Origin of the sequence: Rhizobacter sp., assembly GCA_021153565.1 — a bacterium.
Lineage (GTDB): Bacteria > Pseudomonadota > Gammaproteobacteria > Burkholderiales > Burkholderiaceae_C > Albitalea.
This window is the reverse complement of sequence record JAJKJU010000348.1, coordinates 1-14,350: the sequence shown is the minus strand read 5'-3', so window position 1 is coordinate 14,350 and position 14,350 is coordinate 1. Positions and strand designations below refer to the sequence as shown.

Here is a 14,350-nt window from a genome sequence, read left to right as displayed (position 1 = left end):
CACTGACCCGATGAATTGGCTAGACGAAGTCAAATGGGACGCCCAGGGGCTGGTCCCTGCCATCGCTCAGGAAATCGGCACCAACGACGTGCTGATGTTCGCCTTCATGAACCGCGAAGCCCTCGCCAAGACCGCTGAACTCGGTGAAGCCGTGTATTTCAGCCGCTCGCGCAATCGGCTGTGGCACAAGGGCGAAGAATCTGGCCATATTCAGAAGGTGCATGAACTGCGGCTTGACTGCGACAACGACGTTGTGCTCATGAAAGTCGAGCAACTCGGGCACACCCCAGGCATTGCCTGCCACACCGGCCGCCATTCCTGCTTCTTTCAGCTTTACAAAGACGGTGCCTGGCACACCGTCGAGCCAGTCTTGAAAGACCCGGAGCGCATCTACAAATGACTTCAAACGACACGCTGGCGCGGCTTGCGCAGGTTATCGAAAGCCGAAAGTCCGGCGACCCTGACAAAAGCTATGTTGCGCGCCTGTTTCACAAGGGCACCGACGCCATCTTGAAAAAGATCGGCGAAGAAGCGTGCGAAACTGTGATGGCCGCCAAGGACGGCGACAAACAGAAGCTTGTCTACGAAGTGGCCGACCTGTGGTTTCACTCGATGCTCGCGCTTAGCGCCTTTGGCCTGACACCGGCGGACGTGCTTGCCGAACTGGAGCGTCGCGAAGGGCTGTCGGGCTTGGAAGAATTCGCCGCGCGCAAGGCCATCCGGCGTGAAGGGGAAGGTGGATGAACGAAGTGATTCCCACGCCCTCTGGGCCATCGCAGGAGCGGGCCAATCTGGCGCTGCTCACGCACGTGATGTACGGACTGCACACGGCGTCGTGGTTCTCTGCGGGAATTTTTTCGGTCATTGCAATGATGCTGAACTACATCAAGCGGCCCGAGTTGCCGGATGACTTCTTCCGCAGCCATTTCCGCTGGCAGGCGCGCAGCTTCTGGTTCACCATACTGTGGCTCGTGCTTGCTGCGCCGCTCTGGTTTGTGCTGTTTTTCCCAGGCATGTTCGCCTACACCTTGATCGGCCTTTGGTACCTCTACCGTTTCATTCGCGGCTGGTGGACCTTCACCGAAGGCCGCCCCATGCCAGTACCACCGACCTGAGAGGCTGATACCGCCATGTCAGACCCGAACTGCGTTTTTTGCAAGATCGTCGCCGGCCAGATTCCCAGCCGAAAGGTGTACGAAGACGATGAACTTCTCGCCTTCCACGACATCCACCCCTGGGCGCCGGTGCATGTGCTCATCGTGCCCAAGGTCCACGTCGCGAGCCTGTCCGACGTCGATGCATCGCATGAAAAGTGGCTCGGCAAGATGCTCTTGCTCGCGCCCAAGCTGATGAAGGATTTGGGTGTGACAAATGGTTATCGCACCAGCATTAACACCGGGCCGGACGGCGGGCAGGAGGTGTATCACCTGCATATGCACGTCTTTGGCGGTCCGCGTCCGTGGGCCAAGGGATGAAATGTTGACTCCCACGTCGCTTCGCTTCTGCCCTTCGGAGGCGGCTGGCATCCCCCTGTGACCTAAAATTGCCCCATACGTCGTTAGGAGATAGATCATGGGTGGCTTGAGTATTTGGCACTGGCTCATCGTGCTGCTGATCGTGGTCCTGGTGTTCGGCACCAAGAAGCTAAAGAACATCGGGCAAGACCTCGGCGGGGCTGTCAAGGGCTTCAAGGACGGCATGAAGGACGGCGCAGCCAGTGTCGACGGTCCGCCCGCCCAAGTGACGGCGAACATGCCCAAGGCCACCGACGCGAACACGGTGGACGTCGAAGCGAAGAACAAGTCGTGATCGAGGTGAAACGCTCGCAAGGCGTCCAGGGCTTTAGTGTTAACAGGCCCTAGCCCATGATCGACTTCGGCATCGACAAGATCGCGCTCATCGGCGCGGTCGCTCTTATCGTGCTCGGTCCCGAGCGTCTGCCGCGCGTGGCGCGCACCGTGGGGCACCTGCTGGGCAAGGCGCAGCGCTACGTCGCCGACGTGAAGGCCGAAGTCAATCGCTCCATCGAGCTCGAAGAGCTCAAGAAGATGAAGGGTCAGTTCGAGGACGCCGCGCGCAACGTCGAGCGAACGGTGGCCAGCGAAATCCACCAGACCTCGGCCGAACTCGAGAAGAGCTGGGCAGATGCCGATCCGCTCTCGTCTTCGTACGAAAACATTCACGACGGGTGGACGCCCACCCCAACCTACAAGCATCCTAAAAAGAACTGGCGATTGAAGCGCGGTGCCATGCCCCAGTGGTACAAGCAGCGCCACGGCATCCGCGGCAAGGCCCAGTCGGGCGCAGCGCGTGTCGCGCGCTTTCGTCCACCTCGCATCGGTTCCTGACGCATGAGTTCCAACCCCGGCCCCGACGAACTCGAGGGCACTGAGCAGCCTTTTGTCGCGCACCTGGTCGAGCTGCGCGACCGCATGATCAAGGCGCTCTACGGACTGGTCATTGCGATTGCGCTGTTGGCTGCATGGCCCGGCCCCAGTCAGCTCATCGACTGGCTTGCGATTCCGATTCGCAACCACATGCCGCCCGGCACCAAGCAGTTGATTGCGACGGGCGTCTTCTCGCCCTTCTTCATTCCGCTCAAGGTGCTGGTGATGGCGGCGGTGCTGTTGTCGCTGCCGTGGTTGATCTATCAGGCCTGGGCTTTCATTGCGCCAGGGCTGTACAGCCACGAAAAGCGTTTCGGCTTGCCGCTGATCGTGTTCGGCAGCCTGCTGGCGTATTCGGGCATCGCCTTCGTCCAGTTTTTCGTGCTGGACCGCATGTTCGGTTTCATCCAGAAGTTCACGCCCGAAACGGTACAGGCGACGCCTGACATTGCGTCGTATGTGGAGACCATCCTCGGGCTGTACATCGCTTTCGGGCTCGCCTTCCAGGTGCCGATCGTGGTGATCTTGCTGGTGCGCGTGGGGCTGGTGACGCTGGAGCAGCTCAAGGGCTTTCGCAGCTATTTCATCGTGCTCGCGTTCATCATCGCCGCGGTGATCACTCCGCCGGACGTGGTGTCGCAACTGGCGCTCGCCATACCGATGTGCCTGCTGTACGAGGCGGGCATCTGGGCGGCACAGATTTTCGTCAAGCAGACCACGAAGCCGGAAGAAGACACGTCGGCGCCTTAGGGCGCGCTGCGGCGTTGCTCCTCACTTGTGTGGCTCGCCACACGGCGCTCGGAGCGCCTTGCATCGCATCCCGCTCAGCGCCCCCAAAACGGAAACTTATTCCGGGCCAAATCCTTAGGGTTGACGCAATCCGGCATTCGCCGGGATCTTCGTCCCGACGTTCGAAGAATCAGCGTTCCCGCAGCATCGGCGTTCTCGGCCGTTGCGCGACTGTCACTTTCAATTCGATTGCCTTGTCACCTCGCTGCACCGCAATCACTGCGGGTGTCTTCGGCTTGAGTGCGGCCACTGCGGTGAGCAGCTGCGACGTGTTGCTGATGGGAACATTGGCCACCTTGGTCACCACGTCGCCCGGCTTCATTCCACCCGCGCTGGCAGGGCCCTCCTGAAGCACCCCCGTGATCAACACGCCTTCCTTGATCGGCAAATTGAAGGTCTCGGCGATTTCCGGAGTGAGGTCTCGCGGCTCGACACCGATCCACCCGCGCGTGACTTGCCCGTCCCTGATGATGCCTTCCATCACGAGTTGTGCCGTATTCACGGGGATTGCGAACCCGATGCCGAGACTGCCGCCGCTGCGAGAGTAGATCGCGGTGTTGATGCCCAGCAGATTGCCGCTCGCATCCACCAGCGCGCCGCCAGAGTTGCCGGGGTTGATTGCGGCATCAGTCTGGATAAAGTTCTCGAAGGTGTTGATGCCGAGCTGGTTGCGCCCGAGCGCGCTCACGATGCCCGAGGTCACCGTCTGACCCACGCCGAAGGGGTTGCCGATGGCGAGCACCACGTCGCCCACCTGCACGGCGTCGGTGTTGCCGAAGGTGATGACGGGCAGCTTGTCGAGTGAGATCTTGAGCACCGCCACGTCCGTTTCGGGGTCGGCGCCCACCGTCTTGGCCTTTGCGCGGCGCCCGTCGCTGAGCTGCACCTCGATCTCGTCCGCGCCTTCGATGACGTGATTGTTTGTAAGCAGGTAGCCGTCTGCCGAAACGATTACCCCGGACCCGAGGCCGACTTGCGGCTCCTGCTGAAGCTGACGCGCGCGGTCACCGAAAAAGAACTGGAACCATGGATCGCTCGAATGCGGATTGCGCGGTGGCGCCTTGCTGGCGGTGATGCTCACCACAGCGGGCGTTGCACGCTTGGCCGCAGCGGCGTAGCTGTTGGGTGAAGGCAGTGCCCCGCCGAGCGAAACCGGTTGCACCGCATTGATCGAGACGCCGCCAGGCAAGCCGGACGCGGTGCGCTTTTGCAGCCACTCCGGCTTGAGCGTCGCGACGACGAACAGCACCGCCACCGCCACGGTGACCGCTTGAGAGAAAATGAGCCAGGTCTTGCGCATGAATGGAGTCCGAGTGTCCTCACGAACCGAAATCGAGTCGTACCTTCATACGTTGCTGGACGTGGGGCGGTTTCGAGATTATGGGCCGAACGGTTTGCAGGTGGAGGGCAAGCCCGAGGTTCATCGCATCGTTTCGGGCGTGACAGTGAGCCGCGCGCTGATCGAGGCGGCGATCGCCGCGAAGGCTGATGCCATCCTCGTTCACCATGGACTCTTCTGGCGCGGGCAGGACGGGCGCATCACTGGGTGGATGAAGCAGCGCATCGAGTTGCTGCTTGCGCACCAGATCAACCTCTTCGCCTACCACTTGCCGCTGGACGCGCATCCTGATCTCGGTAACAACGCGCAGTTGGGCTTGCGGCTGTCGCTCGTGGCGGATGCGCGCTTCGGCGAGCAAGACCTGGGATTCATCGGCAATGCCCCGTTGCCGCTGTCGTTCGACGAACTGACTGAGCGCGTGGCGAAGCAACTCGGGCGCAGCGTCACGAGCGTGCCTGGCAACGGCCGCACGCTCAAGCGCATTGCGTGGTGCACCGGCGGCGCGCAGGGCTATTTCGAGGGCGCGATCGCTGCTGGCGCCGATGCCTTTATCACGGGCGAAATCTCGGAGCCTCAGGCGCATTACGCCCGCGAAACCGGCGTTGCCTTCATCGCCTGTGGCCACCACGCGAGCGAACGATTCGGCGCTCCGGCGGTGGCCGGCCATGTGGCGCAACGATTCGGCATCGCGCATCAGTTCATCGACATCGACAATCCGGCTTGATCAGTGGCTCCGAGCTTGCGTGAATGTGCTCAGAACCACAGTGCATCCCTGCCAGCCACGCCGCCTGGATGAAGAGGACCCGCCACAATGACGGCATGAACGATCCTTCAGCTCCGACATGTCGTCCATTGGCAATCACCCAGGGTGATGTGTGCGGCATCGGACCGGAAATCATTGCCAAGTTCTTTCGCTGCGCTGAGGCAGCTGGCTGCTTCGTCATCGCGGACGTGGCCGTGATGCGCCGTGCCGCGGGGATGACGGGGGGCATGCTGCCGGTGCTTGTCATCACTTCCAGCGAGGACGCGCTTTACGTGCCTCCGAATTGCATTCCTGTCCTGCAAGCGATGCAAATGCCGCCCGACTTGATCGAGGCACCTGTGGGCCACATCGATGCACGAGCGGGCGCTGCCGCCGCAGCGTGCATAGCCCAAGCCACGGCAATGGCGATGCGCGGCGAGGTCGCCGGCATCGTCACTGCGCCCATTCACAAGGAGGCCTTGTCAGCAGCGGGCGTGGGCTTTCCGGGCCATACCGAGATGCTGCAATCGCTCGCTGCCGAAGACGAGCACATGGCCCCAGTGCGCATGATGCTTGCCAACGACGAGTTGCGCACGGTGCTCGTAACCATCCACATGTCCCTCAGAAGCGCCATCGATGCGGTGACATTCGATGCCGTGCTCGACACGATCCGCATTGCGCATCGTGCGGCCAGGCAATGGGGCATGGCCGCGCCGCGAATCGCCGTGGCCGGGCTCAATCCGCATGCGGGTGAGGGTGGCCTTTTCGGCACTGAAGAGATCGAGGTCATCGCGCCGGCGATTGCCGCGGCACGCGCCGATGGCATCGATGCAAGCGGCCCCTATGCGCCTGACACTGTCTTCATGCGTGCGCGCAACGTCGAGGGGCATCCCGGTGAATTCGACATCGTCGTCGCGATGACGCACGACCACGGGTTGATTCCGGTGAAGTATCTGGGTGTGGAAAACGGCGTGAACGTGACCCTGGGATTGCCGTTCGTGCGAACGAGCCCGGATCACGGGACTGCGTTCGACATTGCGGGGACGGGCAGGGCTGATGAATCGAGCTTGGCCGCTGCCGTGCGAATGGCCAGGAGTCTGTCGTCGGTCAATGCTTCGACGGGGCCTTGAGCGCCGCCAACTGTCGCCGCGCGCGCGCAGTCGCGCGCTCCATCAGGTACGCCTGCTCCACGGACTGCAGCCGATTGCTCTCACACATGCGCAACAGCATGCGGGCCGTGAGTGAAATCGTTTCCTGGTGCTTCCGTCCACGTGTGAATACGAAGAAGCTGCGCCCCGGGCTCACGTAGTTGAGCCGTACCTTCTGCCACTGGTCCTTCAGCAACATCTGGTACGCGAAGCCCACGCGGATGTGGTCGATGAGCCGCGCGCCGTGCGTGGGCTCGGCCGGGTCCGGCGCGACCAGATCGAGATTGATGTCAATGCCCAAGTCGAGCGGCGCACTGTCGGTCGTGTCTGCGGCGCCAGGCACCGTGTCCCCGGCATCGGCACTGAGGTCGATGTCGACCTCGCCCGACCAGTCGATCGCACTTTCCTCGACCAAGCCCACCTTCTCGGCTTCGTCCGGCGTGAATCGTTGCTCAATCTCCTGCGATTCGAACGTGACCGGTTCCGCCTTTGAGAACTCGTGCGCGCCAGGCACCCCGCTATTGAAAATGCCCTCAAGCTGCTTGGCGAGCAGGTTGTGTTCGAGCTCGGTCATCGACGGCGCCTTCAGCGACTCCGCGTGCGAGGGCAGCAGCTTGCCGAAGAAATCCTTCTGCGCGGCTTCCGGCCATCCGATGAGCTTCAGGCCCTCGTTCAGGTCCTTCATGAGCGTGGGAAGCTGCATGAGGAAACGCTTGCGCATCATCGGCGAGCCCTTGGGCTGCACGCTCATCACCAAGTCGCGCCCGGCCATGCGGAAGCGCCTGGATATGTCCGAATCGACGCCGTGGCGGCGGTTTGCAAAAACCAGCGCCTGGCTCCAGACCTGGGTCACGAATTCGCTCAGGTACTCGGGCATGCTGATGCTTCCGAGCGCCGAACTGAGCTGCAGCATATAGCGCTGCTGGATGCGAAGCTCCGACTCCTTCGTCTCGAGCATCTTGGCCGCGCCGCTCGCCTGGGCAGTGCCTTCGGCCTGGTTCGAAATGAAGCTTTCGAGGTCGGTGAGCTTGGCCGCGTACAGGTCGACCTGATCGAAGTCGCCTTCGACAATTTCCTGCACCAGACTCTTCACCCGGTCGAGAAATTCCTTGCCCGGACCATCGCTGAAATCGTCGAAGGCGCAAGCCAGCGACGCAATTCGGTTGACGAAGCGGCGCACCGGGTGGCGGCGCGACGAGAAGAAGGTCGAATCAGCCAACGCCACGCGCAGTACCGGCAACTGCAGGCGCGCGATCTGCCGCGCCATTTGCGGCGGCACTTTCTGGTCGGAAAGAATCTGGTCGAAAAGACTGGCGACGACGTCGATCACCATGTGATCGAGCTTGCCGCTGGACGCTTGCACCAGCTCGTCGCGGTGTGCCTTGATGAGGTTCACCGCCATCAGGCCGGAGAGGCCCTCGGAGTAGCTCGCGGCGACGCCACCTGGATCGGCGGCGAGTGCGCCGATGGCGCCGTGCAGGCCCATCCCGGAATCGCGGGGACGGCTTCCGGTATGCGCGGAGAGGCCCGCTGGCTGCGTAGTTTGTGAGATGTCGAGTTTGCCGGGGCGGCTCGCCAGGACGGTGAGGCGGCGCAGCAAGGCCATGAGCTGCGCATCTGATTCGGCGCTGATGCCCGAGGACGGGCGCTGAGCGATGGCCGAACCGCTACCGCCACTACCACCGCTGCCGAACCCGCTTCCACCCGACTGGCTGGGGCGCCCGCCATGACCCGAGTGACCGGTAGTGGCCGAATATGGCGAATGTTGTGCCGGTGGGGTTCCGCGGAATTCATCAGGCCGCGTGTTGGTGGAAGTCAGGTCGCCATGCATGCTCGCGTAGCCGGAGTTCGCGCCATGGCCCGGTCCTGCGACCGTCTTGAGCGTAAGGCCCACCGGCTGCACACTACGGTTCTGCAGATCGCGCACGATCTCGGTGTAGCACTGCGGCATGTCCTGCGACATTGCCTGGCCGAATTCGCGCGCAAGCAGCTTGCGGCCGTCGGTGTCGTTGGTCACCGATTCAATGGCGCGGAACAAGGCCATGCCGAGCACTTCGGGACGCAAGGGGTTGCGGTCTTCGTCCGCGCGACCGAGGTTGAGCAGCGAGCCCATGTAGGCGGCCAATTCGCGCAGCTCCCACTCGCAGGCGTGCGCAATCTGCTGGCTGATGCGGTCGGAGAACATGCGCTCCTCGACCTCGTGGTCTTCGACCAGGGTAAGCGTCTGCCAGTCGCCTGAGAACTTGCGCCGCGGGTCTTGGCGCGGCGCCACTTCTTCCTGCACCTTGTCCATGAGCTGCTTGCCGAACGACAGGTGGAAGGTATTCATCTTCTTGCGCAGGTCGATCTGCATGGCAAGAATCAGATCGCGTTCCATGATACGGGTGGCCGATTGCGCCTGGGTTCCAAGCCCCGTGGCCACGCGCTCCGCCACTGCCTGGGTGGTGGCTTTCACGTGGGCTGCAGCCGCCTCCAAGGCGGCTGGCAATCGGAATTCGCTCGGGTTCATCGGGGACTCTGGCCGCTCACTCGCAACGCATCACCCGAGCAGAATTTCTCCTTCGGGCCTTCAAGTATGGGCCCAAATGGGCTGGCCAAAATTCACCGTAATCGGCGAACTTTCCTCACTTTTTCAGCGAATCGCGGATTTCCCTCAACAGTTGGATGTCTTCGGGCGTTGCTGCGGAGGCGGGCGGCGCACTGGATTTCAGTCGGTTGATCTGCTGCACCATCAGGAAAATGATGAACGCGAGGATGATGAAGTTGACCAGCACGGTCAGAAAATTGCCGTACGCGAATACCGCCCCGAGCTTCTTCGCTTCGGCCAGCGGCAATCCCGCGGGCTGCCCGGCGAGAGCGAGGTAGTAGCTCGAAAAGTCGAGCCCACCGAAGACGCGGCTCACGACTGGCATGATCAGGTCGCCGACGACCGAATCGACGATCTTGCCGAAGGCCGCGCCGATGATCACGCCGACGGCGAGATCGACCACGTTCCCCTTCATCGCAAACTGCCTGAATTCGGAAGCAAAGCTCATCACGTTCTCCTGGTTGTTGTTGAGTTTGTGCGCTGCAGCATGGCATGCGGCGGCCGCCATCAGTATTCATCAGACTTGACCCGAGTCAGTCTGCCTTTGTGCGGGGTGCTTTCTGCGGTCACCGGGCGGCGGAACGGCGTCAATCAATTTCCCCGCAAGAGACCCTCTTGACGCGTCCGTTAGAATCGCGGGTTGCCCCTGAATACAAAAAGTCTCTTTCGAGGATTCTCATGAGTGACAAGCCAGTCGATAACGGCAAACGCACGTGGCTCATCGCGTCAAGCTGTGCCGGTGTCGTGGGTGGCGTAGCTGCCGCCGTGCCGTTCGTCTCGTCTTTCCAACCGTCCGAGCGCGCACGCGCCGCTGGTGCGCCCGTCGAAGTCGACATCAGCGCCCTCAAGCCGGGTGAGAAGATGACCATCGAATGGCGCGGCAAGCCTGTGTGGATCGTCAAACGCACCAAGGAACAGCTCGACGCCCTGCCCAAGGTCGACTCGCAGCTCGCCGACCCCAAGTCTCAGCGCAAGCCTGACGAACTCACGCCGAGCTACGCGCGCAACTAGTTCCGCTCCATCAAACCCGAAATTCTTGTCACCGTGGGCATCTGCTCGCACCTGGGCTGTTCGCCCAGCGACAAGTTCACGCCCGGCCCGCAGCCCTCGCTGCCGGACGACTGGGTCGGCGGCTTCCTGTGCCCATGCCACGGCTCCACTTTCGACTTGGCCGGCCGTGTCTACAAGAACAAGCCAGCGCCGGACAACCTCGAGGTGCCACCGCACATGTACCTGTCCGAGACGCGTCTGCTGATCGGCGAGGACAAAGACGGCCTGAAGGCCTAGGCATCTTCAAGAGAACACGACATGGCTGAATACAAAGAAGCACCCGCCAATGCCACCGCCGGGCAGAAGCTGCTGAACTGGGTCGACAACCGTTTCCCGGCAAGCAAGCTGTGGAACGAGCACGTGGGCCAGTACTACGCGCCGAAGAATTTCAACTTCTGGTACATATTCGGGTCGCTGTCGCTGCTCGTGCTGGTGATCCAGATTCTCACCGGCATCTTCCTGGTGATGCACTACAAGCCCGATGCGAACCTCGCGTTCGCCTCGGTCGAGTACATCATGCGCGACGTGCCTTGGGGCTGGCTGATCCGCTACATGCACTCGACGGGTGCCTCGGCGTTCTTCATCGTCGTCTACCTGCACATGTTTCGCGGGCTGCTGTACGGCTCGTACCGCAAGCCGCGCGAGTTGGTCTGGATCTTCGGCTGCGCGATCTTCCTGTGCCTGATGGCCGAGGCGTTCATGGGCTACCTGCTGCCCTGGGGCCAGATGAGCTACTGGGGCGCGCAGGTGATCGTGAACCTGTTTGCCGCCGTGCCTTTCGTCGGTCCTGACCTGGCCTTGTTGATCCGCGGCGACTACGTCGTCTCCGATGCCACGCTGAACCGCTTCTTCAGCTTCCACGTCATCGCTGTGCCCCTGGTGCTGCTGGGCCTGGTTGTTGCACACATCATCGCGCTGCACGAGGTGGGCTCGAACAACCCCGACGGGGTCGAAATCAAGTCGAAGAAGGACGCGCTCGGCCGACCGCTCGACGGCATCCCCTTCCATCCGTACTACACGGTGCACGACATCTTCGGTGTGAGCGTGTTCCTGATGGCATTCAGCGCGATCCTGTTCTTCGCGCCTGAGTTCGGCGGCTACTTCCTCGAGTACAACAACTTCATTCCGGCCGATCCGCTGAAGACGCCGGCTCACATCGCCCCGGTGTGGTACTTCACGCCGTTCTATTCGATGCTGCGCGCGACGACCGACCTGATGCTGCAGATCCTCGCTGTCATCGCCGTGGGCGCTGCGGCCTGGGCGGTCATTCGCGGAAAGTTCTCCACGTCCGCGAAGGTCATCATCGTGGCCGTGACACTCGGCCTGCTTGCGGGCTTCGGCATCTTCAAATTCACAGGCCTCGCGATCTTCGCCGGTTTTGATGCGAAGTTCTGGGGCGTCGTGGTGATGGGCGGAGCGGTAATCATCCTCTTCTTCCTGCCCTGGCTCGACCACAGCAAGGTGAAGTCGATCCGCTACCGCCCGAGCTGGCACAAGTACGTGTACCTGGTATTCGTCATCTTCTTCCTGATCCTGGGCTATCTCGGTGTGCAACCACCTTCCGAAGTCGGCAACTACGTGTCGCAGTTGGGAACGCTCTTCTACTTCGGCTTCTTCATTCTGATGCCCTGGTGGAGCAGCTTGGGCGAGTTCAAGCCCGTTCCGGAACGTGTGACCTACCACGCCCACTGATGCGCCGCCCCGGAGTCGACACAATGAAAAAACTTCTCCTTTCCCTGCTGCTCGTGCTCGGATGCGTCTCCGGCGCCGCGGGCAACGAAGCTGGTATCCCCTGGGATCACTTTCCCCAGGAAAAGATGTCCGACGTCGCCGCGCTGCAGCACGGTGCCAAGCTCTTCGTTAACTACTGCCTGAACTGCCACAGTGCGGCATTCATGCGCTACAACCGACTGCGCGATCTTGACCTTACTGAGGAACAGATCAAGAAGAACATGCTCTTCGTCGGTGACCGAGTCGGCGAGGTCATGAAGACCACGCTCGATTCGAAGCAGGCGAAAGAATGGTTCGGCGCCGTTCCACCCGACCTGTCGGTCATTGCACGTTCGCGTTCCGGCGGAGCCGGTAGCGGCCCGGACTACCTTTACACCTACCTGCGTTCGTACTACCGCGATGAAACCAAGCCGACCGGCTGGAACAACCTCGCGTTTCCGAATGTCGGAATGCCGCATGCCCTATGGGAACTGCAAGGCCAGCGCACGGCGAAGTTCATTGAGGTGAAAGATCCGCACGACGAGGCCAAGACGGCGCACCGGTTCGTGGGGTACGAGCAAATGACGCCGGGCAAGCTCGACGCGCGTCAATACGATGAAGCCGTTGCCGACCTCGTCGCCTACTTGGCCTGGATGGCCGAACCGGTGCAAGGCCAGCGGGTACGCCTCGGCGTCTGGGTGCTGATGTTCCTGGCCGTGTTCACTGTGATTGCATGGCGGCTGAACGCCAGCTACTGGAAAGACGTGAAGTGATCCTTGACGCGTCCGCAGCCTGACTGGGCCGCGGACTCACCGCGCAGTGTCGGGCCTCAGCGGGCAATTCACTGCGTTCTTGCTTTCTGACCTCCTGCCTTTCAAAGGAGCCCCACGCCCATGATGGTGCTTTACTCCGGAACTACCTGCCCCTACTCGCACCGTTGCCGCTTCGTGCTGTTCGAAAAGGGCATGGACTTCGAGATTCGCGACGTCGACCTCTTCGCCAAACCCGAAGACATCGCGCTGATGAATCCGTACAACGAGGTGCCCATCCTCGTCGAGCGTGACCTCATCCTGTATGAGTCCCACATCATCAACGAGTACATCGACGAGCGCTTCCCGCATCCGCAGCTGATGCCGGGCGACCCGGTGGCGCGCGCCCGTGTGCGCCTCTTCCTGCTGAACTTCGAGAAGGAGTTGTTCGCACACGTGAACATCCTTGAGTCGCGCGGCATCAAGCCCACCGACAAGCAGCTTGAAAGGGCCCGCGCGCAGATCCGCGATCGCCTGACCCAACTCGCGCCGATCTTCCTCAAGAACAAGTACATGCTGGGCGACGACTTCTCGATGCTCGACGTGGCGATCGCGCCGCTCCTTTGGCGCCTCGACTACTACGGAATTGACATGTCCAAGAATGCCGTGCCGCTCTTGAAGTACGCCGAACGGATCTTTTCGCGCCCGGCCTACATCGAAGCGCTCACGCCTTCCGAAAAGGTGATGCGTAAGTAACCCGCAATCAAGACTTGCACTCGCATGACGCTGCCCACCGCACCGACCAACGCCGGTACCTCGACACGCCCGTACCTCATCCGGGCGCTGCACGACTGGTGTACCGACAACGGCTTCACCCCCTACGTGGCGGTGTTCGTCGACGCGGGTGTTCAGGTGCCCAACGAATACGTGAAGAACAATGAGATCGTGCTCAATATTGGCTTCGAGGCTACGACGGCATTGAAGCTCGGCAATGAGCTGATTGAATTCAAGGCACGCTTCGGGGGCACCTCGCGTGAAATCATCGTGCCCGTGGATCATGTGATTGCGATCTATGCGCGTGAAAACGGACAGGGCATGGCCTTCCCGGTGCCCACCGATGTGACGGCCGGTATGACGCCGGCACCGGCGCCAGAGTCCGCGTCCAGCAGCACTTCCGGGGCGTCAGTTGGCAAGGGCCCGAAGCTCGCCTTGGCAGACCGGGCCAAGCCCACGGAGTCCGGAAGCGATTCCGACTCCGCCGCCGGCGACGCGCAGACCCGGGACAACACCCCGCCCGAGCCACCCGAGCCGCCCACCGGCGGTCGGCCGGCCCTCAAGCGAGTCAAGTAGTTCCCGCGGCCCGGGCGGTTCTTCTCCTGCGGCTTATACTGCGCCCCACTCCAGTTCCCCCTGTTTCGGCACCTGCCGAAACAGCGCCGGCTTAGCTCAGCTGGTAGAGCACCCGCCTTGTAAGCGGAAGGTCATCCGTTCGATTCGGATAGCCGGCACCATAGCGTTTGTCCTGCTTCTCATCCATCACAAGGGTCGAGAGGCTGCGAGTATGTTCGCTGTCAATACGCCCGGATTTATTTCAACGTCTGGGCCGCGGCCAAAGACGCGCTGCTGAATCCGCGCGTCAAATTCATGGTGCGCGCACCTCGGTATCGACAGGACGACGGCGCATCGAAAGATGCCGGCTGGCGAGCACTGAGAGTGCTGAGAGTATTTCGAACGTGTCCGAGCAGCATGTCAAAAGGCGCCTGATCTAGGCGCAAAGCGCAGCCATAGCTTGGCTATGGCGAGCATTTGCAACGACGAGCAGGGGGCTTTTGGCGTGATGAGCGGGCAT

General features: G+C 61.8%; 16 protein-coding genes, 1 tRNA gene and 1 pseudogene. 15 read left to right on the top strand and 3 right to left on the bottom strand.

Annotated elements, in window-relative coordinates; genetic code table 11:
- The first annotated feature begins 10 nt into the window (after window positions 1–10).
- The 7 genes from hisI (at window position 11) to tatC (ending at window position 3,137) form a co-directional block, all read left to right on the top strand.
- Window positions 11–400, top strand: a complete 390-nt coding sequence (hisI, locus tag AC30NL_RS21420; protein ID WP_489466005.1) for a phosphoribosyl-AMP cyclohydrolase — start codon at window positions 11–13, stop codon at window positions 398–400.
- Window positions 397–744: a phosphoribosyl-ATP diphosphatase gene (locus tag AC30NL_RS21415; protein WP_489466004.1), complete on the top strand. Its 348-nt coding sequence runs from the start codon at window positions 397–399 to the stop codon at window positions 742–744. Before hisI ends, AC30NL_RS21415 begins: the two co-directional genes overlap by 4 nt.
- A complete protein-coding gene (locus tag AC30NL_RS21410) occupies window positions 741–1,115 on the top strand; it encodes a DUF4870 family protein (RefSeq protein ID WP_489466003.1) in 375 nt (124 codons plus the stop codon). The genes AC30NL_RS21415 and AC30NL_RS21410 overlap by 4 nt, the downstream gene beginning before the upstream one ends.
- 15 nt (window positions 1,116–1,130) lie before the next feature.
- Entirely contained in the window at window positions 1,131–1,475 is a 345-nt protein-coding gene (locus AC30NL_RS21405; RefSeq protein ID WP_489466002.1) for a histidine triad nucleotide-binding protein, read from the top strand.
- A gap of 97 nt (window positions 1,476–1,572) precedes the next feature.
- The gene (tatA, locus tag AC30NL_RS21400) at window positions 1,573–1,809 is read left to right on the top strand and encodes a Sec-independent protein translocase subunit TatA (protein ID WP_489466001.1); all 237 of its coding nucleotides are present in this window, start codon (window positions 1,573–1,575) and stop codon (window positions 1,807–1,809) included.
- 56 nt (window positions 1,810–1,865) lie between these two features.
- Window positions 1,866–2,348 carry a Sec-independent protein translocase protein TatB gene (tatB, locus tag AC30NL_RS21395; RefSeq protein WP_489466000.1) on the top strand — a complete coding sequence of 161 codons (483 nt, stop codon included), beginning with the start codon at window positions 1,866–1,868 and terminating at the stop codon, window positions 2,346–2,348.
- Between the two features lie 3 nt (window positions 2,349–2,351).
- Window positions 2,352–3,137, top strand: coding sequence for a twin-arginine translocase subunit TatC (tatC, locus tag AC30NL_RS21390; protein ID WP_489465999.1), 786 nt, complete (start codon window positions 2,352–2,354; stop codon window positions 3,135–3,137).
- Window positions 3,138–3,306: 169 nt separating this feature from the next.
- Here the strand turns inward: tatC and AC30NL_RS21385 are convergent, their stop codons facing one another.
- Window positions 3,307–4,476: a S1C family serine protease gene (locus AC30NL_RS21385; RefSeq protein WP_489465998.1), complete on the bottom strand. Its 1,170-nt coding sequence runs from the start codon at window positions 4,474–4,476 to the stop codon at window positions 3,307–3,309.
- A gap of 13 nt (window positions 4,477–4,489) precedes the next feature.
- Here AC30NL_RS21385 and AC30NL_RS21380 point away from each other — a divergent pair, with 13 nt between their 5' ends.
- On the top strand, window positions 4,490–5,239 hold the full coding sequence (locus tag AC30NL_RS21380; RefSeq protein WP_489465997.1) for a Nif3-like dinuclear metal center hexameric protein: 750 nt from the start codon (window positions 4,490–4,492) through the stop codon (window positions 5,237–5,239).
- A gap of 95 nt (window positions 5,240–5,334) precedes the next feature.
- The gene (gene pdxA / locus AC30NL_RS21375; RefSeq protein ID WP_489465996.1) at window positions 5,335–6,387 is read left to right on the top strand and encodes a 4-hydroxythreonine-4-phosphate dehydrogenase PdxA; all 1,053 of its coding nucleotides are present in this window, start codon (window positions 5,335–5,337) and stop codon (window positions 6,385–6,387) included.
- On the opposite strand, the gene AC30NL_RS21370 is transcribed toward pdxA, so the two are convergent.
- Entirely contained in the window at window positions 6,365–8,914 is a 2,550-nt protein-coding gene (locus AC30NL_RS21370; protein WP_489465995.1) for a DUF1631 family protein, read from the bottom strand. The genes pdxA and AC30NL_RS21370 overlap by 23 nt on opposite strands.
- A gap of 115 nt (window positions 8,915–9,029) precedes the next feature.
- Window positions 9,030–9,440 carry a large conductance mechanosensitive channel protein MscL gene (gene mscL / locus AC30NL_RS21365; protein ID WP_489465994.1) on the bottom strand — a complete coding sequence of 137 codons (411 nt, stop codon included), beginning with the start codon at window positions 9,438–9,440 and terminating at the stop codon, window positions 9,030–9,032.
- A gap of 230 nt (window positions 9,441–9,670) precedes the next feature.
- Between mscL and petA the strand changes: the two are divergent.
- From petA to AC30NL_RS21335, 6 genes and pseudogenes are all read left to right on the top strand, one after another.
- Window positions 9,671–10,279: pseudogene (petA, locus tag AC30NL_RS21360) on the top strand (ubiquinol-cytochrome c reductase iron-sulfur subunit).
- 21 nt (window positions 10,280–10,300) lie between these two features.
- A complete protein-coding gene (locus AC30NL_RS21355) occupies window positions 10,301–11,734 on the top strand; it encodes a cytochrome b (RefSeq protein ID WP_489465993.1) in 1,434 nt (477 codons plus the stop codon).
- A 23-nt stretch (window positions 11,735–11,757) separates the two neighbouring features.
- The gene (locus tag AC30NL_RS21350; protein WP_489465992.1) at window positions 11,758–12,525 is read left to right on the top strand and encodes a cytochrome c1; all 768 of its coding nucleotides are present in this window, start codon (window positions 11,758–11,760) and stop codon (window positions 12,523–12,525) included.
- A 120-nt stretch (window positions 12,526–12,645) separates the two neighbouring features.
- Window positions 12,646–13,257, top strand: a complete 612-nt coding sequence (locus AC30NL_RS21345; protein WP_489465991.1) for a glutathione S-transferase N-terminal domain-containing protein — start codon at window positions 12,646–12,648, stop codon at window positions 13,255–13,257.
- Between the two features lie 24 nt (window positions 13,258–13,281).
- Window positions 13,282–13,851, top strand: coding sequence for a ClpXP protease specificity-enhancing factor (locus AC30NL_RS21340; RefSeq protein ID WP_489465990.1), 570 nt, complete (start codon window positions 13,282–13,284; stop codon window positions 13,849–13,851).
- Between the two features lie 85 nt (window positions 13,852–13,936).
- Window positions 13,937–14,012: transfer RNA gene (locus AC30NL_RS21335), tRNA-Thr, on the top strand.
- Window positions 14,013–14,350: the final 338 nt, after the last annotated feature.